Below are 23,213 nucleotides of genomic sequence, written 5' to 3'. Positions count from 1 at the left end.
TTTTAATTAATAAAAGGTTGATGTTGGGTTATAGTCGCTCCGTTTGCTCAGTTTCAGATCCTGCAAAATAGAAGCTTTCACTTTTAGAGTTACGTTATACATTTTGTATACACCAAAAGGTATCCACTGAAATGAGAGGTCCCAGCAATGCAAATCGCGATAAATGGAGAACGACGTAGCACTTGCAAATTTTGCCGCCTTAATATCATAGGTTGTGGTAGCCTGGATCTTCCACTTTTGCGTAAGATTTACATCGCCAGACATCTGCACCGTATTACTCGTATTTTTATTATTGAGATAGTTTTGATAGCTGAAACTATAGTTTAGTGATAAATTCCATGGCACATTGAAATCTACATAAGCATTAGGGTCGCTGTTTACCAACGCTAACCTTTGCGCCTGGTTAGGGTTCATGGCGGCCATGGTATTCAACGCCGCGTTGCCCGGAGTTGCCTTGGTTGAATTTAAGCTTCCCCCCATCGAAATATTTAAACCTGTTAATGTAGGGAACTTACCATCCTGCCAGGCATAACGGTTAATATACCGGCTTGTACGCACTATCTGGTTGTTGGCTATTGAATCGCTAACCCTGATCACATAAGGGCTGAAAACGCCCGAGAAACTGATGCTAAGCTTTTGATTGAAGATAGCCGTGTGGCCCGAAAATGAAATATCCGATAGTTTCATGGTATCGGCCGCGAAGTTGTAAAAGGTAGAGAAGGATAAACCCTGCAAGAGCATGATCTTTCTATCGTTACCGGTTGTATCGGTACTTTTAGCCTTTACTTTTGCCTCTATCGTATTATCAACAGAGAAGTTTAAGCCCGCCTGCCTGCCTGCCGATGGTCCACCGTAAACCCCATTTTGAAAAATAGAATATTTTTGGTAGCTGTACGGATAAGGAATAGTCGCCTGGCTCACCGCGGTTTTATAATATCCAAAACTCGGATCGCTAAAATCGGGACGGTAGCTAAAGCTCAATGATGGCGTGGCCACGTGCCTGATAGCTTTCAGGTTACCGTGCTTAAAATATACGGTACCATATAATTTGGTAGAGAAGCCGGTACTCACACTATACTCACCGGCACGTTTAAAGCCGGGTACGGTGTCAATAACCAGTGTATTTGAGCCGGAAATACTTCCCCTTTCAAACCGTTCATTAATGCTTTGAAAATACCAGCGCTCTACATAGTTAACACTACTGTTAAACTGGAAATACTTAAGTACGTTTAAACCTAAACTTACAGGTACAGTATGTTGAAAGCCGTTTTGCAAGCGTTTTGATAAAGTTTCACTTTTAAATAACTGTGATTCGGGCACGTCATTTACTTTGTTTGTACCAACCAGGTTATAGCTTACCGTAATTTTTTGATACCATTTTTGTTCACCCACCCTATCTTTCGAATCGAATGGATTGATAGATGACATACCGAAGGCGATAGTAGGCAACTCGATACTCACCGTTTTACGGGCAATATCCTGGCTATGCGATATACCGACACTTAAGTTAAACGGCGTTCCTGCCCAGGTTTTTCCGTACGAGATACTTGACCTTAAGCTACTTTGCGCAAGGGTGTTTACATTATAATTATTTACTGCCGGTGAGTTTCGGAAAAAGCCGGAAGTTCCCGCATCTACCGAAGCACTGAATGTTGAACCCGGATTTGCATTTGCATCCTGCACGTGCGACCAGTAAATATGCGCATCTTTTGTAGCCGGATCGCCCTCCAACCCGTAATTGTGCGAACCGAAACTCAATGTAACGTTGCCGGTGTATTTATATCTTTTAAGATAGCGCGCTGTACTGCTTAACTCGTACGATCCTTTTGAGTAAATGGTACCTGTGGTGGTCAAATCCACATAATCGCTGATACCGATATAATAACCAAAGCCCCTCAGGTAAAAACCAAGCGAATTATCCTCACCAAATGTAGGCAATATCACACCCGAAGTACGGGTATCCGGCTTAGGGAAAAAGCCGAATGGAATAGCCAGCGGCAAAGGTACCCCTTCAATTTCCAGGTAAGCAGGGCCAGATATGATCCTCTTTTTTTCACCTATACCGCGTGTTATCACAATACCAAAGTGCGTATCCGGGTAAGGCAGATCGCAGGTACTGTAAATTACGTTGCGATAGGCTACCTCATCATCGTTCAGTTTTTTTGCCTGCCCGCCCGATATAAAGTTGCCATCCTGCTCGGATGCAGGGTTATAAATTTTCACCTTCTTGGTTTCGTAGTTAAAAAACAGCGAATCGGCGGCTACCGGTTTATCTGATTTTTGTTTGAGAATTGGCCGCCCGCCCAGGTAACGGTGCGTAACAGGATCGTATTTACCCCTTGCAAAAACAACGTGGGTATTTCTATCTACCCTGATATATTCGGCATCCAGCTCAAAATCTTCGTAAGTTACACGGGCCTTACCGTATAGATGGAGGATGTTATGATCGTTATCGGCATGGGTCGAGTCTTCGGCCGTAGCTTTCACTTCTGCCTCGAGGCCGCCATTCTTCTTTTTCTTGGTGGTATCATTGGCAGGTAAAGAATTTACCGGTTTACCATTTCGGAGCGGCGTAATTGATCCGGATTTTTTACCTTTAAGAAGTTTCTTATCACGAAGCGAATCGAGTTTTATAATAGTATCCGCTACCGGCTTTCTGCCATAGTTGTAATTTAAAACCGGACCGGCATGTGCAGCCCCGTTTACTATTAATATAATTGCAAGCAGAAAAAAGAAGGTTGTGGATTTCAAAATTGATTATGAATAGTATTTTTGCAGATATAGTTAACAGCGTTCAAAAATAATGAAAAATAAGGCATTGAAAAGATTGATTTATAGTTTGTGTGTGTTGTTGGTTGTCCTTTCATGTTTTCCTCGTAATTCATACAGCTCTGTACCAGGTAAAGCAGGTGTTCTTAATACAGATACCGTGGTGCCCGGTAACGGGTTTAAAATAAAAACAGTGATCATTGATCCCGGGCACGGCGGCAAGCCGTCAAGCAATGTGGGGCATTATTCGCATGGTGCATCGGGCTCATATTCGTCAGAAAGGAATGTAACGCTGGCTATCGGCCTTAAATTGCAGGCTGCTATAGAAAAAGAGTTAAACGGCGTAAAAGCTGTGATGACCCGCACTACCGAAGATGACGTTTCATTTGAGCGCCGTGCCGAAATTGCCAACGAAAATAAAGGCCAGCTTTTTATCTCACTCCATTGCAATGCACTGCCAGACAGGATTATACGTGAACGCGTTGGCACTAAACATAAAAAACCGGTATATCATACCGAACGCGTAGCCGACAGATCGGGCAAGGGCGTATTATTACTGGTGTATGGTTTGCACCGCACACGCGAAGAAGAAAAAGCTATCCAAAACAACCAGGTTGGTGAGGAAACTGAACTTGACGGTGGCGCATTGGATCCGGACGATCCGACAACTATTATCCTAACCAACGAGTACAAGCGTAAATTTCGCCTGCAAAGCATCAAGCTGGCAACATTAATAAACGGCGAGTTTACAGATACCGATGGCCGCAGAAGCGAAGGCATCCGCGAGCAGGGTATTTACGTACTTTGTCATAGCGCCATGCCTTCGGTACTGGTTGAAACAGGTTACATCACCAATCCTGATGATGAAAAATACCTTAATTCGGAAGAAGGACAAAACGAGATTGTGGCGACTATTGTGCGCGCAATTTCAACTTATAAAAAGGACATGGAGCAGGTTTCGCAATAATTTGTGCTTTAAACTGTTACCATCCTTATAAATAACACGTACATACAAAACATATAGGCCTGTTGCAGGTTTATCAACTTAAATACATACACAAGGGTTAAAATCTACCGAATGAAAATTTCTAACGAAACCAAAATTGGCGCGCTAACGGCCATTGCAATCACAGTACTTATATTAGGATACAGCTATTTACGCGGCAATGATGTTTTTTCAGGATCGAATAAATACTACGCCATTTATAACAGTGTAGATGGATTAACCGTTTCAAAACCGGTATTGGTAAACGGGTTCCAGATAGGCCGAATCTCGAAAATGCAATTACAGCATGACGGCCGCACCGTTATCGAGTTTAAAATAAATCCAGATGTGGATATTCCGCAAAATACTTTGGCCAAATTAGAAAGTACAGACCTCTTGGGCAGCAAAGCCATAGTTTTTGAGCTGGGTAACAGCAAAGTTTTGGCAGAAGATAAGGATACGCTTAGGGCAGATATACAAGGTAGCCTTGCAGAAAGCCTACAACCAATTCAGAAAAAAGCCGAATTACTGATCACTAAACTTGATTCGTCACTTTCGGCCATCAACAAAATACTCAACCCTAACTTCCAAAAAAACATCGACCGCAGCTTTATGAGCATTGCCAACTCGCTGCAAACTTTAGAGGGTACTACTAAAAAAATAGATCACCTTGTTGGTTCACAAACAGGCCATATTGATGCGATCTTATCAAATGCAGAAACTGTTTCGGGCAGTTTAAAAACAAGCACACAACACCTTACCGGCATGACTGCCAACTTTGAAAAAGTAAGTAATGACATTGCCGCGGCAAACATAAAACAAACACTTGATAACGCTAATAAAGCCATGGCCGATTTACAGGCAACTATGGCTAAGATTAACAGTACTCAAGGCTCATTGGGCTTGTTATTGAACGATGATAAGATGTACAAAAACCTTGCTGATGCTTCGAACAACTTAAACAACCTGTTTATTGATTTGAAAGCCCATCCAAAACGCTACGTAAGCTTCTCGGTGTTTGGTGGTAAAAAAGACTAAGAGATTTTAATATTATAGGAAAGGCCATTGCTCATATTGGGTAATGGCCTTTTCGTTTTTATATGGTTTTACTACACAAATTATCCAAGTAGCTGCTGCCTAACCGCCGCGTCATTGCGAGGCACGAAGCAATTGCGAACTTTACAGAGGGAATGGATTTGCATAGCCCCTCGACTTCCGTGCGATTGCTTCGTGCCTCGCAATGACGTGATGAATATATCCTCGTTAAGAAATTTAGATGAAATATAGTCGATGACCGTCTGCTACTACTCAATCACGAAAGTTTTTCCCTCAATAGCCAATTCAGTTTCAGGAAAAACACTTTGTGCTTCATGCAGCAGCTCATCAAGCGTGCGGTAACGAGCTGAAAAGTGGCCAATGAGTAGTTTACCAGCATTTGTTTTTAGGGCTATTTCGCCAGCCTGTAAAGCAGTTGTATGATGGGTAATCACTGCCCTATCCAACATATCATTTAAAAAAGTGGCTTCGTGATAAAGCAGTGTTGCATTACTGATCTGGGTGAAATAATTTTCATTATACATCGTGTCCGAACAATAAGCGTAAGTTTTTGGCTCGGCCGAATCGATTGTCAGTTCTTCGTTTTTGTAAACCTTGCCGTTTTCGTCGGTATAATCTCCTCCTTTTTTCAGGATTGAATAATAGGCTACGGAGATATCCAGAGATTCAATTTTTTCTTTGATCAGTTTGCGTAAGCGTTTTTTCTCTTTAAATAAAAATCCGGTACAGGCAATGCGATGATCAAGCGGGATAGTTTCGATGATCACATCGTTATTAACTATAACAACCTCGGATTTTTGCGCATCTGTAAAAATGTATTCCAGTGGAAATTGCAACTCAGTATCGGAATAATGTAATTGCAGATCGATGATCTCTTTTAAAGGTGCCGGGCAAACCAGTATAACCGGCTTTTTGCGCCCGTTAAGGTGCATGGACGAAAGTAAGCCTACAAGCCCAAGGTAATGATCGCCGTGAAGATGACTGATTAAGATATGATCGATGCGGCTGGCTTTCATATCAAAGCGGAGCATTTGTTGTTGTGTGCCCTCGCCGCAATCAATTAAATACAGGCGCTCATTGATATTGAGCACCTGTGAAGTGGGGTTTCTGTTAAAGATCGGGGTTGCCGAACTGCTGCCAAGTATTGTTACCTCAAAAGTCATAATAGGTAAACAATAAAAGGTTTATCTTGCTTCTTTCTTTAATTCTTTTTCAATCTCTTCCATAAAAATAAGATCGACACCTTCTTCGGAAGTTGGTACAATGGTTAACACATTATCCAATTGCGAAATGGTGATCAAACGGGCAACGGCGTCGTTTAATCCGGCCAGTATGAATGATCCTGTAGCATTTTTACACAAGCGATGACCAACCAACAGGCTGCTTAAGCCCGATGAATCGGCAAATTTAACCTGCGACAGATCAAGAATGATATTGCGCTGTCCTTCTGTATTGATCAATATCAACTCTGACTTGAGTTGAGGAGTAACTATTGAATTTAACTTCGATTCGTTAAGTTTCAATACTATATATTTCTCGTGTTTATCTACAGTGAATTTCATTCTTATTAAATTAATAAGCTAATATAAATATTTTAACGATATTTTAAAATTACATGTTATTAAGCGCTTCGCTTATAGCTATATATACGCGATCTACTACATTATTGTTTTCTGATTTGATAAAAGCTTCGCCAGTAATTTTTTCGTACAGCTCAATGTATCGCTCGGATATCGAATTAACAATTTCGGGCGTCATTTCGGGTACAACCTGTCCGTCTTTTCCCTGGAAACCATTTTCGATAAGCCACTTGCGTACAAACTCTTTCGAAAGCTGTTTTTGCGGCTCACCTTTCGCCTGGCGCTCTGCATAACCATCGGCATAAAAATACCTTGATGAATCGGGCGTATGGATCTCATCTATCAGGTAGATCTGATCGCCAACTTTACCAAATTCATACTTGGTATCTACCAAAATCAACCCTTGTTTGGCGGCAATTTCAGTACCACGTTTAAACAAAGCCTTTGTGTAAGCTTCCAGTTGAACGTAATCTTCTTCAGATACAATGCCTTTTGCAAGGATATCTGCACGTGAAATATCTTCATCGTGCCCTACCGATGCTTTGGTTGTTGGGGTGATAATTGGCTCGGGCAGGATATCGTTTTCCTTTAAACCTTCGGCCAAAACCTCGCCGCAAACCTGGCGTTTGCCTAAAGCGTATTCGCGCGCGGCATGACCAGCCAAATAACCACGGATCACCATTTCTACCTTAAACGGCTCGCAAATGCGACCGATAGTAGCACTCGGATCAGGAACCGAGATAACCCAGTTAGGTACAATATCGGCAGTGGCTTCTAAAAAACGAGCTGCAATTTGGTTAAGTACCTGTCCTTTGTATGGGATTGCTTCGGGAAGCACCACATCAAACGCCGAGATCCTGTCGGTAACTACCATAGCCAGGTATTTATTATCTATCGTATAAACATCGCGTACTTTCCCTTTGTAAAATGCTGTCTGATTGGGAAAGTTAAAGTGTGTTTCTTTTATTGAGTTCATTCTTTTAGTGATTGGAGGTTAAAGATCAGAGGTTAGGACATTTCCACAACACCTAATCTAAACTCACTTTATTTTCAAAACCAAAGGTTGCTGATCAGAAATAAGCTTTTCAACTAATCTCTAATCACCAACCTCTAATTAACTAATTACTGTATATCCCCGTAAGCTTCCAATATTCGCTTAACAAGTTTGTGCCTTACAACGTCTTCTCCGCTTAGGTACACTATTTCGATGCCTTTAATATCGGTTAGGATGCGCAAGGCGGTGTGCAGGCCCGATTGTTGTTTCTTAGGTAAGTCGATCTGCGTAACGTCGCCTGTTACGATAAATTTGGCCGATGGCCCCATACGGGTCAGGAACATTTTCAGCTGCATATCGGTGGCGTTTTGCGCCTCATCCAAAATAACAAAACAGTTATCAAGGGTACGGCCACGCATAAATGCCAGCGGAGCAATTTCGATGGTGCGGTTTTCGAGATATACTTTCAGCTTTTCGGCCGGGATCATATCATCGAGCGCATCGTATAGCGGCCTCAAATATGGGTCGATCTTTTCCTTTAAATCGCCGGGCAAAAAGCCAAGGTTCTCCCCTGCTTCAACCGCCGGGCGGGTAAGGATGATGCGTTTGATCTCTTTGTTTTTAAGAGCACGTACAGCCAACGCTACCGCGGTATAAGTTTTACCGGTACCTGCAGGACCAATGGCAAACAGGATATCGCTTTTGTTGATGCTATCAACCATGCGACGCTGATTGGTGGTACGCGCACGCACCATTATACCGTTAGGGCCAAAAACAATTACTTCGCCACTGGCAAATTTATCTACAGTAGTTGATTCGGTAGCCGGCGTATTAACGCTGGCTTTTGAACCGAGGATCCGCTCGAGATCGGTTATGTTAAGATTTTCAAATTTCTCGACATGGTTTACCAGGTTTGTAAATTTTTCCTGGAAAATATTCAATTCATTATCGTCGCCCAAAACCTTTACTTCACTGCCACGCGCAACTATTTTAAGCTTGGGGTATTGTTTCTTAATGATCTCAAAATGATCATTGTTCGGTCCCCAAAGTACAGCGGGGTTCACGTTTTCAATAGATAGCTTAAGTTCGTTCAATACTAATTTGATTTTTTAGTTACAGATTTTTATGAATTAAAAATTGAATATTTGTAGCTTCAAATGCTACTACAAGATTAGCAATAAATATTTATAAAATTAATGGCAATTATAACATTAACTACTGATTTAGGCGATAAAGATATTTACCAGGCTGCTTTGAAAGGCAGTATCTACAAACTGTTGCCTACAGTAAATATTGTTGATATTACCAACAACGTTGCTGCCTTTAACGTGCAGCAAGCGGCTTTTATACTTAAAAATAGCTTTCACTACTTCCCCGATGACACCGTACACCTTATAGGCATAGATACGGTTTATAATGATCATACCAAGTTTCTGGCTGTTCGCTATAAAAAACATTATTTTGTTGGTGCCGATAATGGAATCTTTTCGCTGATGTTTGATGAGGCACCGGAAGAAATTGTGGAGATCAACATTATGCAGGACCTTAAGTTCCTGCACTTTCCGCTTGCCGATATTTTTGTAAAAACTGCCTGCCATTTAGCCAAAGGCGGCAAGCTGGACGAGATAGGTTTACCTGTTGAGGAGATCGAAAACAAGATGAACCTGCAACCTGTTATCGAAAAAAACCAGATCAAAGGTGTGGTAATTTATATCGATTCGTTTCAGAACGTGATCACCAACATAACTAAAGAGTTTTTTAACCGCGTGCAGCAAGGCCGCCGTTTTGTATTGAATTTTAAACGAAACGAAACCATTACCGATTTAAGCTGGCACTACAACGAGGTGCCCGTTGGCGAAAAACTTTGCCTGTTTGGCATTAGCGACCACTTGGAAATTGCCATTAACAAAGGTAACGCCAGCGGTTTGTTGGGCCTGAACCTGAACGATAAAGTGATCATCGAATTTCAATAACCCCCTTAATTGATACATGAAGAAGTTTGTACTGTTTATATTTTTCGCGATAGCATCTGCTACTGCGTTTGGCCAAAGCCCTGTTAATTCAGACTCGGTTGCTTACCAGCTACAGCGGCAAAAAATAAACAACATGCTTAACGCGCGTAAGCAAAAGTTTGGGCAGTATCAGCAAAGCCTGAGCCAGCATACCGGGATCTTCGGTTTTCAAACCAAGGATGATATCCGCAGATCAGCCGGTATTTTAATGGAGATCTCTAAAACAGATGATGCTATTTTTAGGGAGCTAAAAATATTGTTGGAATACCGGGATTTTCAGCAGAAACAAATTCAGAGCCACAGCCATGATGCGGAAAGCGCTAATGATGCTTACTTAAAGGTTATCAGCCATTTACAGCAACAAAACGTATTGCTTAAACAGCAGGTAAAAAACACCGAAGAGCATTACAATATGAAGCAAAATATTTTTGTGGCGGCCATTGTTCTCATGAGCGCGTCAATTTTATTGCTTATGTTCCGTAAAAACCGGGTTAAAGCGTAAATTCGCGCCTTTAACTGATAAACGCATACATGGCCAGAGGACGATTGAATAGTGGCGCTAAAACTGAAGCAGAACTACCCAAAGCAAAAATAAACCGCAGCAGCTTACAAAATGTAGCCAAACTGCTCACTTATCTTAAACCCTACCGCTGGAAGTTTATTGCCGGATTAATCTTTCTTTTTATATCAAGTATCGTTGGGTTGGCGTTCCCTGCTATTCTTGGATCATTGATCAACGCCTCTCAAAATAAATTTGATTATTCTTTTTTGCCTCATAGCATTGGAGCAATTGGTTTGGGCGGAATGATTTTACTGTTTTTTCAGGCTATTATATCTTTTTTTAGAATTTTATGGTTTGTGCAGGTTTCGGAAAAGTCGTTGGCTGATATCCGCCGTGATACCTATTTCAAACTCGTAACCCTCCCGATGAACTTTTTTGCCAATCACAGAGTTGGTGAATTGAACAGCCGGATTTCTGCCGATCTATCTCAAATACAAGATACGCTGACCACTACAATTGCCGAAATTATTCGCCAGGGTGTGCTGATGCTTGGAAGTGTGCTGTTCCTTACCATAGTTTCGCCTAAGTTAACACTTGCCGTGTTGGCAATACTCCCGTTTTTAGTGGCTTTTGCTGTGATATTTGGCCGTTTTATACGCAAGCAATCCAGGCAGGCACAGGATAAACTCGGAGAATCAAATACTATTGTTGAGGAAACGCTTCAGGGAATTGCCAATGTGAAAGCTTTTGTAAACGAATCGTACGAAGCAGCACGATATGATAAAATATTGAGGCAGGTAGTTAACATAGCTGTTAAAGGCGCTAAATTCAGAGGGATATTCGCGTCTTTTATCGTATTTTTCATGTTTGGTACTTTTGTGGCCGTGATTTGGTATGGCTCGGTTTTAGTCCATAACCACGAATTGCTTTTTGGCGACCTGACCAAATTCATTATGTATTCCATTTTTGCCGGTGCGGCTATGGGCAGCTTCCCCGATTTATATGCCAATCTGCAAAAAGCTATTGGTGCGAGCGAACGTGTATTGGAGATACTTGCAGAACAAGGCGAAGATATCTCGATGATAGAAAGCAATAACGCTATCAAACAAACCATTAAAGGCGATCTGTCATTTGAAGACGTGATATTCGCTTACCCATCCCGCCCGGAAATCACCGTACTCAAAGGAATTTCATTTAATGCCGATGCAGGGCAGCGTGTGGCTATTGTAGGGCCAAGTGGTTCGGGAAAATCAACCATGGCATCTTTGATATTGCAGTTTTATCATCCGCAAAATGGCAGCATTTTGTTTGATGGTAAGCCTGCTGATAATTATTCATTAACGGATATCCGTAACCAGGTAGCCATCGTTCCGCAGGATGTATTGCTGTTTGGTGGTACTATTTTGGAGAATATCGCTTATGGCAGATTAAATGCCTCGAAAGAAGACATTATTCAAGCCGCTAAACGTGCCAACGCCGACCAGTTTATATCATCCTTCCCCGAAGGTTATGAAACTGTTGTGGGCGAGCGTGGTGTGAAATTATCAGGCGGTCAGCGTCAGCGTATTGCCATAGCAAGGGCATTGCTTAAAAACCCATCTATATTGATACTCGACGAGGCTACTTCATCGTTAGATTCCGAATCGGAACGCCTGGTGCAGGAAGCTTTGGAAGAATTGATGAAAGACCGCACATCCATCATCATAGCCCACCGCCTGTCTACCATTCGCGAAGCTGATAAAATTGTAGTGCTTGAAAAAGGCAACATTATTGAAAGCGGCAGCCACACCGAACTCATTGGCAATGAGCAGGGTTTGTACCGTTATTTAAGTCAGCTGCAATTTGAAACAAACCAGGCATAGCTTCCGGCTATAATTTTATTGGTTTATAACTCCAACTTATAGCGGGGTAATACGTTTTACAGCCAATAAAATTAGATTAAACTATTATATTCACAGTTTAAATATTACCGATAAACGTAATACTATATCGCTGCGTGGAAAAATAACACGCATTGTACATCGAAAATGAAATTAACCATACACGGGGCAGCCCGTCAGGTAACCGGCAGCATGCATTTGCTTGAGGTTGGCCAATATAAAATTTTAGTGGATTGCGGACTTGACTATGAAAAAGACCGCAGTGTACTATCAAACGAAAATTTTCCTTTTAATCCCGAAGACATCGATGTGGTGGTGCTAACCCATGCGCACATCGACCATTCGGGCAACCTCCCTACCCTTATCCGTTTAGGTTTTGAAGGACAGATACTGTGTACCCCTCCTACTGCCGACCTGACCGAATTACTGCTGTTAGATTCGGTAAATATATTTATGCGTAAAGCAGCCGCCAATAACGGAGGCAGGCATAAACGTGGCCGTGGTAAATTCAATACCCACGCTCAGCCGCTGTACATGCAAAAGCATGTGATGGATACTGTTGATCGTTTTGTAACCATCAGCTTTAATAAACCATTCCGCATTACCGGCGATATCGAACTTACTTTTGTACCCGTTGGCCACCTGTTAGGCGCAGCCGCAGCTGTATTTAAAGTAATTGATAAAGGCGAAGAGAAATCGATAGCCTTTACCGGCGATATTGGCAGGAAGAATTACCCGGTATTGAATGATCCGCAACCACTCCCCCCTGTTGATTTTCTGGTTTCGGAATCAACTTACGGAGGCCGTTATCACTCAAAAGATAAAACAGTTGAACAAACCCTTATCGAGATCATTGAAAAGGCTTGTATCAAAGAGCAAGGCCGTTTAATTATCCCGGCATTTAGTATTGGGCGTACACAATCGTTAGTTTATACTTTAAATAAGATCTTCAGTACAGGTAAGCTACCACCGGTTAAGGTTTTTGTTGATAGTCCGATGGCTACGCAGGCTACCGAGGTATTCCGCAAGTTTCATAACCATGTAAACCAGGAGGCGCAGGATTTTTACCAAAAGCGTGGAGATGAGTTTGAGTTTGATAACCTTACTTACGTTGAAACTTTAAAAGATAGCCGCCAGATCTCCAACTATTGGGAACCTTGTATTATCATATCTTCGGCAGGAATGCTGGAAGGTGGCCGCATCCAGGACCACTTGTTTTATAACATCCAAAATTACTACGCTACCATCCTTTTTATAGGCTATTGTGCTAAGGGAACTTTGGGGCATCGCTTATTACGAGGTGATTCCATAGTTCATATTAAAGATCGCGATCTGGCGGTTTATGCCACCATCAAACAAACTGATGTATTGAGCGCGCATGGCGATCATAATGATTTAATGGATAATATTAAAGCCATCGGCCCTGATAAATTAAAACATGTATTCCTGGTACACGGTGAAGGCGAAAGCATGCAGCTTTTGGCTAATGATCTGGAAAAAGAAGGCTATGGGGTTACCATGCCGGAGAAAGGTGTAAGTTATATTATATAAAATATCTGCCGCAGGTTTAGCGCAGCGTAACCTATAGTGTACAATGGCTTAAGTTTTCAACTTAAGCTCCATCAATCAGCCACATATTTGGCACATGAGTTGAAAACTCAAATAATTTTGCACCACGGGTTACGCTGCGCTAAACCCGCGGCAGTGACTTTTTTATTTTTTTATGGAAATCCACCAACGGATGCATCATGGTAAATAAACTATCATGATGAAAATATTTCTATTCGCATTACTACTTGCCTTTTTTACACAATGTACTTCAGCACAAACATTCAAGCCTGAATATGGCGCGCCCCTTGTTGTGCTTGTCGAAAAAAATCCGTGGTTAACGGTTATCGGCTCTGATGTGCCGACTTTTGTACTTTACGAAAACGGGCAGACCATCTACAAAAAAGCTATCGGAAACAAGATCAAGTTTTTCAAAACATCAATCCCCAAAAAAGAAATACCGGCTGAAATCAAAAAACTTGGCGTAACAGATAGCCTTCAAACGTTGCCATCATACATAGCAGCCATGGAGGCCACCGATCAACCGACGAGTGAATTGATCATTAATTATGATTTCCGTGCTCAAATAAATGTATATGGTAGCCTACGTTACGAGAAAAGCCCGGCAAGAGAGAAAACCCCATCGGCATTTTTAAAGGTATTTGATAAGCTTATCCATTTTAAAGATGCCAAAGCTAAAGAATGGCTTCCAGATAGTATCGAGGTAATGTTAACCAGCTACAGCTACTCTCCAGAAACGCCAATTAACTGGCCTACCCAATGGCCTGATTTAAAAGATAAACACACTGTACAAAGAAGTGTTGATCTGTACAGCGTTTATATCGACAGAAAAGAACTTGATAAACTGAAAAAGCTTATTAGCTCGTTGGGTGAAAAACAGGCCGTAAAAGTAAGCGGAAGGTTGTTTTCGATTGCTTATCGCTTACCGTACCCAAATATCAAGTAATATTCCTTATCTGCCTTCAATCTGCCGCAGGTTTAGCGCAGAGTAACCTGTGGCGTATAATGGCTTAAGTTTTCAACTTAAGCTCCATAAATCAGCAGCATTTTAGTACAAGGAAACTTGCCGTATGGCAAAGCTCCCGTCCACTTGAGTTTGAAAACTCAAGTAATTTTACACCACGGGTTACGCTACGCTAAACCCGCGGCAGCATTTTTGTAAAAGTAGAAAGGGATGCATCTTGCGATACATCCCTTTCTACTTTTATATTTATTGATAAATTAAGCGTTTTTAAAATGCTCAATGATCAGGCTTGCAAGTTCAACACCGATACGTTCCTGCGCCTCGTTAGTAGCTGCACCGATGTGCGGTGTTAACGAAATTTTAGGGTGAGTTAAGATCTCAGCACGTGGGGTTGGCTCATTATCAAACACGTCTAACGCCGCGAAAGAAACCTGGCCGCTGTTTAAAGCGTCAACCAAAGCCAACTCGTCGATCAAGCCGCCGCGAGAGATATTTACCAGGCCAACACCTTTTTTAGTTTTAGCCAATTCTTCGGCACCCAAAAGGGCTTTGTCGATGAATGGAGTGTGCAGCGTGATCAAATCAGCAGTGGTGATGATCTCATCAAGCGTAGCTTTTTTAACTGATACTTTCACAGTTGTACCGCCACCTAAAACAAGATCAAGCTCTGGGTTAAAATCAAAAAGATCATAAGCCAAAACATCCATACCAACACCGATAGCAATTTTAGCTACTTCCCTGCCGATACGGCCAAAGCCTACAATACCTAAAGTTTTGCCGCGAAGCTCAACACCTTTAGCGTAAGCTTTCTTTAAACCATTAAAGTTTGTAGCACCTTCAACCGGCATTTTGCGGTTGCTATCAGGCAAAAAGCGTACAGCACCAAATAAACTGGCGAATACTAACTCAGCTACTGATAATGAAGAAGATGCAGGAGTGTTATAAACACCAATGCCTTTTTCTTTGGCATAATCAACATCAATATTATCAACACCTACACCACCACGACCGATCAGTTTCAGGTTAGGCGTAGCGTCGATCAATGCTTTACGTACTTTAGTTGCACTACGTACGGTAATAGCATCATAGTTGTTCAATTTTTCAGGAAGTTCTTCCTGGGGGATATTGTTGGTATCAACAAAAAAACCGGCATCTTCCAGCATTTTTTTGCCTATCGGATCGATACCATCGTTAGCTAATATTTTGATCATCTCTTTATATAGTCATTGAGTCATTAGGTCACTGAGTCATTGCCATGCTAAATGACTTAATGACCCAATGACTTTAATGAAATAAATTATTTATTCTTTTCAGCAAATTCCTGCATTACGTCAATCAGCACGTAGATGCTGCTTATTGGCAACGCGTTGTAAATTGAAGCACGGAAACCGCCTACGCTTCTGTGGCCTTTAATGCCAACAATGCCGCGTTCTTCGGCCAGTTTCAGGAATGGTTTTTCCAGCTCAGGATTTTCCATTACAAAACATACGTTCATTTTCGAGCGGTCTTCAAGGGCTGCTACTGCTTTGAACAGTGGGTTGCGGTCAATTTCTTCGTAAAGCACACGTGCTTTAGTGGTATTTTCCTGCTCAATAGCAGCAACGCCACCTTTTGCTTTTAACCATTTAAGGGTAAGCATTGATACGTAGATAGCAAACACCGGAGGGGTGTTGTACATTGAACCACCTTCAATTTGAGTTTGGTAGTTGAACATAGCAGGAATGCTACGGCCAGTTTTACCCAAAAGCTCATCTTTTACGATAACCAAGGTAACACCTGCAGGACCCATATTTTTCTGAGCACCGGCGTAGATCAAACCAAAATCGGCAACGTTAACTACACGGCTGAAAATATCAGACGACATATCACAAACCACAGGGATAGGCGATTTAAAAAACTCCTGTAACTGTGTACCGTAAATGGTATTGTTTGATGTAATGTGGATGTAAGCAGCATCGGCAGGGATCTCGAAATCCTTAGGGATGTAGGTAAAGTTAGCCTCTTTTGACGAAGCCACTACTTGTACCTGACCAAAAAATTTAGCCTCTTTCAAGGCTTTGTTAGCCCAAACGCCTGTTTCAACGTAAGCTGCTTTTCCGCCTTCTGGCAACAAGTTGTAAGGAGCTAATGCAAACTGGGTGCTTGCACCACCTTGCAAAAACAATACAGAGTAACCTTCAGGAACGCTGAATAATTCTTTTACCAGGGCAACAGCTTCGTCTAAAACAGCTTCGAACTCTTTCGATCGGTGCGAGATCTCGAGCAAAGAAAGTCCTGTACCATTAAAATCAATAACTGCTTCTGAAGCTTGCTTTAAAACTTCGTGTGGTAAAATGCCTGGTCCGGCACCAAAATTATGTTTCATATAATTAAAGAATTGTAGGTTCGTAATAAACTATTAGAAAGTTTATATTTTGTTGGGCCGAAGTTAATTAATTTGACAAAATATATAGAGTTTATTTACATTTTTTGAAAAAATATACAATTAATCAACAAACGGCCTTTTGATTGCAAAAAATTAAATTAGCCTATAGGGTTGGTAGTAATTATTACAATTGTAATAACTTTTACGCGTGTTTGAGTTGTGAAATGGCTGCCGGCTGGCTTGCCGACGAAAACACCGAAGTACCTGCAACCAATACATTGGCACCGGCCTCTACCAGTTTTTTTATGTTGTTGGCATCTACCCCGCCGTCGATCTCGATAAGCAGGTCGGGATTTTTCTGAGCACTTAGTGTTCTCAGTTCTTTGATCTTTTTATAAGTGTTTTCGATAAAGTGCTGACCACCAAAACCGGGATTAACTGACATGATCAAAACCATATCCAGTTCGCCTAAAATATCTTCCAGTAAAAAAACAGGAGTTGCAGGATTAATGGCCACCGCTGCTTTACAACCTAATTGCTTAATTACCTGAATGGTGCGGTGCAAATGCGGGCAGGCTTCGTAATGTACGGTTATACTATCAGCACCGGCATCTTTAAAAGCTTTGAGGTAACGATCAGGATCAACAATCATGAGGTGAACATCCAGCGGTTTGGTAGCATGTTTTTTAACCGCGCTAACTACCGGAAAGCCGAAAGAGATATTCGGCACAAACATACCGTCCATAATATCAACGTGAATCCAGTCGGCTTCGCTGTTATTGATCATTTCGATATCGCGTTGCAGGTTGGCAAAATCGGCTGCTAAGATAGATGGTGCTATGAGGTGATTCATATGCAAATATATAAAAGCAGGAAATCTATGGGCTTGATCGGCTAATTATTTTTATGGAAGAAGTGTAAAAAAGACACAATAGCGACTAAAATTCATTTTTTACAAAACAAGGGCATAGATTCGCAATCTCAGTTTTGGGCGTTATAGTTAATGTCTTTATAACCAGAATAGCGTTCCAACCTCTGCAGATCTATTCTATCTGCTACTTCCTCGTCGCTTATACTCTCTATAAAATCATTATATCTTTCGGTGTTACTTTTTAATATAAGTTCATATTCATGCCACCATATTTCGCCGTTATATGATTGATAAACATAAAAAGCTTCCCCATTGTTAAACACTACGTAGCACCACCAGCTTTCCAATATAAAAGCTTTGTCTATGCTTAAATTACTGCCCAAAATACGATGATCTACCATTTGATAATTATCAAGAACTACTAAGGATTTATCGGCTATAATCGAAAGATCCCAACCATCAAAAAACAAATAATAATCACCTAAATCAAACAGCACAAACAACATATTATTATAAATGTCGTGAGGCCCTGAAATATAAATAGCAACAAGGTCCTTGCCTGTTATATCAAACATCATTTAAAATCTGAATCCAATAGTAATATAAGGTAACGATCCCTCTTTCGAAAAACCCATTACCGCCTCAATCAACACCAGCTGAGCCGGGATCACATAAAGTCCCCCACCGTAACCATCATGCCACCTATCTGATGATTCGCCAGGCACCCATACCCTGCCAACATCATTAAAGCCTATTAAACCGAATGAACCCGGCAGCAGGTACGATGTAAAATCCATCACCTTTAAGCGCAACTCGAGGTTATTATAGGCGATGGTTTTACCGGTAAACCTATTGGTATGAAATCCCCTGAAATTTTGTGATCCACCCAGTTTCATTTGCTGAAAGTAAGCCGCATTGCCTACTGTGGTGCCTAAGCCGGTGCGGTTAGCAATTACCAATATAGAATCCCTGTCTGGATTAAGATAAAAACTAAACTCTGACAATACTTGTCCGTAGGTATTATGACTACCTGATCCGCCGCCGCTAAAGCCGCTTGCCGTTGTAGTCCATAAAATACCTTGTGTAGGGATGATTAGTTTGTTACGGGTATCCACCGTTGCGTTAGCTGTTAGGCCTCCATAAACTTTAGTACCAAAAACTTTTTCATTACCGAAGGCAGCGTTGTAAGCATTTAAAAAGCGTTCATCATTGTTAGATGCCTTGCTGTTGTAAAACTGCCCGGCAACACCTGCGCTTACATGTAAACTACCAAAATCGCGGTGCAGGGAAACATCGCCGGTAACGTAATCATAACGGTTGCGATAGTAGGAGATTTCCCTGTCGCCTTTGTTCTCGAAGGTGGTATTATTACCTATGCCAAAAAAGTTGCTCAAATTGTGCGGACCGCGTGAGAGCAGGTTGATCCGTAGGTCATTATCTCCGATGGCTTTTTTCCAATCGGCTAAATAAGTAAATAATAAGGATTTGCGTTCGAGCGAGTAGTTAACCAGGAACTGTTCCCTAAACGCGTACGGTTCTTTACGGAAACCATGCCGCTCGTAGCTAAACCCGCCTATCAATAAAATACCGATATCGTTACTATAATTAGCCAGTACTATAGGTTCAAACCTGTCAAATTTGAATGCCGTTTTATCGTAGCTATTCACAGCTGTATCTGTCGAGGTGCGAATTTTCGCTAAAGAAGATGACGGCAGATTATTTTCCTGATCCGAACGATCATAGATGTAATTTTTTGATTTATTGTTAAGTGAGCTATCTACCTTAAAAGTATCCTTCCCCTCCCCGCCTATCATGCGCACAATAATTGGCGATGATGTAGAACCGGTAACCTCAAATTGGTCGTTGCCATCAAAGCCGTATAGTCTTACCTCTTTGGTAACATCCGGTTTAAAAGTACGTTGGTAGGTTATCTTATCAATACTACCATCCTTTTTGATCTTGTTTACGGTAACCGTGATATCTCCGTTGGTTTCGTGGGCAATGGTAAACTTATCCGTTTTATCACTGGCCGGAACGTCAACGTATATCGAAATAAACTTATAGTATTCAAGCGCCTGTTTTTGAAGGATGTTTCTACGGGCTATCAGCTTGCTAATGATTTCCGGGCCGGATAGTTTGTAAATAGTATCAGGCATTAATCTCACCGCCTTTTTGATCAGATCATCGGTAAGTTTGCTTTGCACAAAGGCTATTTGTTCTTTCCAATCATCCTCACTTAAACCGTTTAGAAAATACCTGTCGAAATAGCGGGCATTAAAATTCCAGCCGTTAATATCCCTGATCTCATCACTGTAACCCTGAAATTTTGATTTGAGCCATTGATGGGCTACTATCCAGGGGAAAAGGCCTGACGTTTTGTAATATACCTGGTCGCGGTCGCGGGGAACAGGCTCGTAAATGGTTTCGTGTTTGCCATCTTTCTTTTCCCAGCGCCATTGGTCTTCGTGTCGGTCCCAATCGCCTAAAAGCATATCGAGCAGGCGGGCACGCAATACAGTTTTCTGGTCAACGCGGTTATCGTTATCGTCCTTTAACTTGCGTTGTACCTTTTCAGTGTTATCCGTTTTTTCGGCATCAAGCGGTTCACGCTCTTCAAATAAAAACACCTGGTTTGCAAAATCCTGGCGGTATTCACCTAAAGCAGGATCATCCTGCACGTAAACAATTTTAGGGTTAGAATGCGGAACGCCAAGCGCTTCGGCCAGCGGCGGCACAGTTAATGCAGAGAAAGGGTGAGCGGCAGATACCTGGTCTTGCAGGATATCTTTAGCCACCGTAGGCCTTAAATTAACAGGAAGGCCTTTTTCAGGATATTTCTGTAGAGTACGGATAACCCATTGCTGCCCGGTTGGATCCTGCAAACGCAGTGATTTGGTTTGCTTTCCGCCGCCGCGTTGCAATATCTTAAGGCCACCTTTTTCTTTATCGATATGAAATATGGGCAGGGTAACCGGTGCAGCCCACAGCGCGCGGTAATTATCACCTAAAAAGAAACGATGGGTGCCGCTTACGTTGTTATATGATGGCTCTATAGCCAGTTTAATGCTATCGGGGGCGGTTTGGGCATAACTATTATCGGCTTTAAATAAAAAGCCCACGGTAAAAAGAAGTAATAAGGAATTAAACAGGTATTTACCGTGCCCCATAGGTTTTTCAGTTAAGCGATAGTAGTATAACCCTATATTACAAAATAGTTTTGGTTGTCTGAATCAGAATTTACAGAATTATAGGATTCTCAGAATTTTTACATGATAATCAGATTCTGTAAATTATGATTCAGACTAATTTTCCAACAATCCGCTCGCATAATTAACCCCAACCCGCAAAGCTTTCAATCCGCTCACACCCTGTAATTCTTCTAACTCCAAATATTCCAGATCATCCAACAAATAGCCTTCCAGTTGCAGATACTTGATATATTCATCATACTCGGCTGCTTCGCCGGGATTAAAATATACCATAGCAATTTTGCCTGGTTGGGTAAGGCGCTCGAAAGTTCCGGCTATCAGCACTTTATCGATACGTTTTTTGATCACCTCGTAGCGGATGTTGTATGCACCTTCCACATCAAAGCGGCGCTCATCGTTCCTGAAACTGATATCTATCGGGTTTGAATGGATGAATACCAGGTGCGTGGTTTGTAGTGGGCGAGATAGCTGTTCGGATAAAACGTTGGTCATCCTGGCAATTTCGGCCATAGACCTGATTTGCCATAACCTGATATTTTTAAGATACAGCACGTCAAATGCGCGTTGCGGCGCTATGGATTGGCCTATGTAAATATCATACTCCACCCCATCGGTACGGAACTTTTCGAAATAGCAGGGGAATGATTCCTGCACTTCGGTTTGGGCTGCTTCTAAATATTGATTGATGGAGGTATTGATGAGCTGCATCGAGGTTTCCAGGTTGCGCCTATGCTCATAGGCTGCACCTTTTTCCTCGTTCATCGCGTCGAAATACAAATCGATAGTTTCCTCTTCGGCTGGATAATTTTTCCTGAAATGTTCAAGGAAAGGGTCTACTTCATTGTGCAGAAATGTATCCAACATCAACTCATCATTAGTGGTGATATAACCGCTAATGCGTTCCAACCACTCTTCGCATTTAGAGATCAGCTTGCCGGTAAGGCTTAGGCGGATATCTTTGCTTAAAGCCCTTAAAGTATCAACCAATACGGTAAGCAGGCTTTTTAGGTCTTCCTGCAAAGCGCTGTTACGCTCTACGGTTGAATTACGAATATCGATAGCACCAAACAATGGGTAAACATGGCTAAACGATACCGTTTCTATCTCAGGGCTTTTTTTCTTTTGATCTTTTTGTTTGATATACTTCCAGGCTACCTCGTTAAACTTCCATTGCACTGATGGCTGCAGCGAGGTGAATTTATTTTTGATAACGTTGTTAATACGCGATTCAAACCTGTCGATACTGTTTTGAAGCAACTGGGCTATCATGGGGATGGTTGCCTGTAACTTGGAAAGCAATTTTTCATAAAACACAATTTCATTATATGAAAACACCTCCATAATGCCCACATTTTTCTGGTTGTAGTAAACCGGGAAAATACCGTACGATTTTACGCCCGCCTGTTTCAGCACCTTCAAAAACGGGAACTTGGCAATTTTTTCGTCGGTTAGGGAATTGAAAAATATTGGCCGCGGGTTACTGCTGTAATCATCAACCACGGCATCGAAAGTTTCTTCGGCCAGGTGAAACTCTTTGGCCGCTTTTAACAGCACGCTTCTTGAACATTCCTCGTTATCAAATATCGGCTCGTTGTTGATGCTTAAAAAAGGCATCAGCGCAAACTCAATTCCCGAATCTTCGCTCAATGTTTTAAGCGAATGGATCACGTTTGCATATTGCTCTTTTTCGTTAGCAGTATGGTTCACCAGCTCGGTACGGATATTTTCCATCGCGTGCTGAAGGGTAATATCCGTAAGTGTTATGATAGTGAAACCTTTAAACTTAAACAGGTTTAAAGGCAAAACCTGCTCAATTAAATCGAGACTGGTATTACTGTGTAAATACGGCTCGATGGCGTCAAAATTCAGTTCAGGCAAATCGCCTTTAAGCTCAATTTCAACAAAACGGGCATCGGTATGGATATTAAAATAATGCGAAAGCCCGGTTTCAGGATCAACGTATGAAAACAACAGCTCGTTACGTATGGCCGACGAAAACCCATACATCCGCTCCAATATCAGGTTGTAAATAAACCTTTTTTGCCTGTCGGCAAAAACCTCGGTACGGGGCACATTAAGCGCGTACAGGTTGGAATGATGGCTGGAATGAAAATCATGAAAAGCCTCGGTACTGAAAAATACCTTATCGGGCACCGGTGTGCTCAACGCCCAGTGAAACTCTTTTTCGTTTGATATAGGTGGCGTAAGTATTGAGTAGATCAGCTCAAGCATTTCGCGGTGCTTTTCGGCATCGGCGGGGCGCATATCCAGGTCGATACATATATCGTGTTCAAAACGTCCTAAAACGTAGCGGTAAAACTCGCTTTTGAGCGTTTTTTCGGTTGATACCCTTTCGCGTAAATGCTCCACGAAGGGAGTGAATGTCAGGCAGGATTCAACCTGGCATATCGAACATTCATCCTTGCTTATATTTAATACTTCGGTGTGCATTGTTTA

Annotated in this window: 18 protein-coding genes; 7 read left to right on the top strand and 11 right to left on the bottom strand. The window is 41.8% G+C overall.

The window, feature by feature from the left end:
- Positions 1 to 6: 6 nt before the first annotated feature.
- Positions 7 to 2,751, bottom strand: a complete 2,745-nt coding sequence (locus AAFN85_RS06750; RefSeq protein ID WP_347526298.1) for a putative LPS assembly protein LptD — start codon at positions 2,749 to 2,751, stop codon at positions 7 to 9.
- A gap of 52 nt (positions 2,752 to 2,803) precedes the next feature.
- Here AAFN85_RS06750 and AAFN85_RS06745 point away from each other — a divergent pair, with 52 nt between their 5' ends.
- Together AAFN85_RS06745 and AAFN85_RS06740 are read left to right on the top strand one after the other, a co-directional pair.
- The gene (locus AAFN85_RS06745) at positions 2,804 to 3,736 is read left to right on the top strand and encodes an N-acetylmuramoyl-L-alanine amidase (protein WP_347526297.1); all 933 of its coding nucleotides are present in this window, start codon (positions 2,804 to 2,806) and stop codon (positions 3,734 to 3,736) included.
- 111 nt (positions 3,737 to 3,847) lie between these two features.
- Complete coding sequence (locus AAFN85_RS06740) at positions 3,848 to 4,792, top strand: MlaD family protein (protein ID WP_347526296.1); 945 nt, start codon at positions 3,848 to 3,850, stop codon at positions 4,790 to 4,792.
- A 266-nt stretch (positions 4,793 to 5,058) separates the two neighbouring features.
- Here the strand turns inward: AAFN85_RS06740 and AAFN85_RS06735 are convergent, their stop codons facing one another.
- The 4 genes from AAFN85_RS06735 to AAFN85_RS06720 all read right to left on the bottom strand — a co-directional run bounded on the left by AAFN85_RS06735 (position 5,059) and on the right by AAFN85_RS06720 (position 8,478).
- Positions 5,059 to 5,973: a ribonuclease Z gene (locus tag AAFN85_RS06735; protein ID WP_347526295.1), complete on the bottom strand. Its 915-nt coding sequence runs from the start codon at positions 5,971 to 5,973 to the stop codon at positions 5,059 to 5,061.
- 21 nt (positions 5,974 to 5,994) lie between these two features.
- Positions 5,995 to 6,372: an STAS domain-containing protein gene (locus AAFN85_RS06730; RefSeq protein ID WP_347526294.1), complete on the bottom strand. Its 378-nt coding sequence runs from the start codon at positions 6,370 to 6,372 to the stop codon at positions 5,995 to 5,997.
- Between the two features lie 49 nt (positions 6,373 to 6,421).
- Positions 6,422 to 7,366 (bottom strand): phosphoribosylaminoimidazolesuccinocarboxamide synthase, encoded by a 945-nt coding sequence (locus tag AAFN85_RS06725; RefSeq protein ID WP_347526293.1) that lies wholly within the window; start codon positions 7,364 to 7,366, stop codon positions 6,422 to 6,424.
- A gap of 146 nt (positions 7,367 to 7,512) precedes the next feature.
- Positions 7,513 to 8,478 (bottom strand): PhoH family protein, encoded by a 966-nt coding sequence (locus AAFN85_RS06720; RefSeq protein ID WP_347526291.1) that lies wholly within the window; start codon positions 8,476 to 8,478, stop codon positions 7,513 to 7,515.
- 102 nt (positions 8,479 to 8,580) lie between these two features.
- Here AAFN85_RS06720 and AAFN85_RS06715 point away from each other — a divergent pair, with 102 nt between their 5' ends.
- From AAFN85_RS06715 to AAFN85_RS06695, 5 genes are all read left to right on the top strand, one after another.
- Positions 8,581 to 9,357: an SAM-dependent chlorinase/fluorinase gene (locus tag AAFN85_RS06715; RefSeq protein ID WP_347526290.1), complete on the top strand. Its 777-nt coding sequence runs from the start codon at positions 8,581 to 8,583 to the stop codon at positions 9,355 to 9,357.
- A gap of 16 nt (positions 9,358 to 9,373) precedes the next feature.
- Positions 9,374 to 9,898 (top strand): hypothetical protein, encoded by a 525-nt coding sequence (locus AAFN85_RS06710; protein ID WP_347526289.1) that lies wholly within the window; start codon positions 9,374 to 9,376, stop codon positions 9,896 to 9,898.
- A 29-nt stretch (positions 9,899 to 9,927) separates the two neighbouring features.
- The gene (locus AAFN85_RS06705) at positions 9,928 to 11,760 is read left to right on the top strand and encodes an ABC transporter transmembrane domain-containing protein (protein ID WP_347526288.1); all 1,833 of its coding nucleotides are present in this window, start codon (positions 9,928 to 9,930) and stop codon (positions 11,758 to 11,760) included.
- 165 nt (positions 11,761 to 11,925) lie between these two features.
- Positions 11,926 to 13,329: an MBL fold metallo-hydrolase gene (locus AAFN85_RS06700; RefSeq protein WP_347526287.1), complete on the top strand. Its 1,404-nt coding sequence runs from the start codon at positions 11,926 to 11,928 to the stop codon at positions 13,327 to 13,329.
- Positions 13,330 to 13,543: 214 nt separating this feature from the next.
- A complete protein-coding gene (locus AAFN85_RS06695; protein WP_347526286.1) occupies positions 13,544 to 14,293 on the top strand; it encodes a hypothetical protein in 750 nt (249 codons plus the stop codon).
- A gap of 275 nt (positions 14,294 to 14,568) precedes the next feature.
- On the opposite strand, the gene AAFN85_RS06690 is transcribed toward AAFN85_RS06695, so the two are convergent.
- The 6 genes from AAFN85_RS06690 to AAFN85_RS06665 all read right to left on the bottom strand — a co-directional run bounded on the left by AAFN85_RS06690 (position 14,569) and on the right by AAFN85_RS06665 (position 23,207).
- Positions 14,569 to 15,522, bottom strand: a complete 954-nt coding sequence (locus AAFN85_RS06690; protein ID WP_347526285.1) for a D-2-hydroxyacid dehydrogenase — start codon at positions 15,520 to 15,522, stop codon at positions 14,569 to 14,571.
- A gap of 86 nt (positions 15,523 to 15,608) precedes the next feature.
- Complete coding sequence (gene serC, locus AAFN85_RS06685) at positions 15,609 to 16,676, bottom strand: 3-phosphoserine/phosphohydroxythreonine transaminase (protein WP_347526284.1); 1,068 nt, start codon at positions 16,674 to 16,676, stop codon at positions 15,609 to 15,611.
- Between the two features lie 202 nt (positions 16,677 to 16,878).
- Positions 16,879 to 17,529, bottom strand: a complete 651-nt coding sequence (gene rpe, locus AAFN85_RS06680; protein WP_347526283.1) for a ribulose-phosphate 3-epimerase — start codon at positions 17,527 to 17,529, stop codon at positions 16,879 to 16,881.
- A gap of 128 nt (positions 17,530 to 17,657) precedes the next feature.
- Complete coding sequence (locus AAFN85_RS06675) at positions 17,658 to 18,125, bottom strand: hypothetical protein (protein WP_347526282.1); 468 nt, start codon at positions 18,123 to 18,125, stop codon at positions 17,658 to 17,660.
- Entirely contained in the window at positions 18,126 to 20,714 is a 2,589-nt protein-coding gene (locus AAFN85_RS06670; protein WP_347526281.1) for a hypothetical protein, read from the bottom strand.
- A 135-nt stretch (positions 20,715 to 20,849) separates the two neighbouring features.
- A complete protein-coding gene (locus AAFN85_RS06665; RefSeq protein ID WP_347526280.1) occupies positions 20,850 to 23,207 on the bottom strand; it encodes a GAF domain-containing protein in 2,358 nt (785 codons plus the stop codon).
- Positions 23,208 to 23,213: the final 6 nt, after the last annotated feature.

The sequence above is a fragment of the Mucilaginibacter sp. CAU 1740 genome (assembly GCF_039839285.1).
Lineage (GTDB): Bacteria > Bacteroidota > Bacteroidia > Sphingobacteriales > Sphingobacteriaceae > Mucilaginibacter.
The sequence above is the reverse complement of the archived record's forward strand: the minus strand, read 5'-3'. Positions and strand labels throughout refer to the sequence as shown.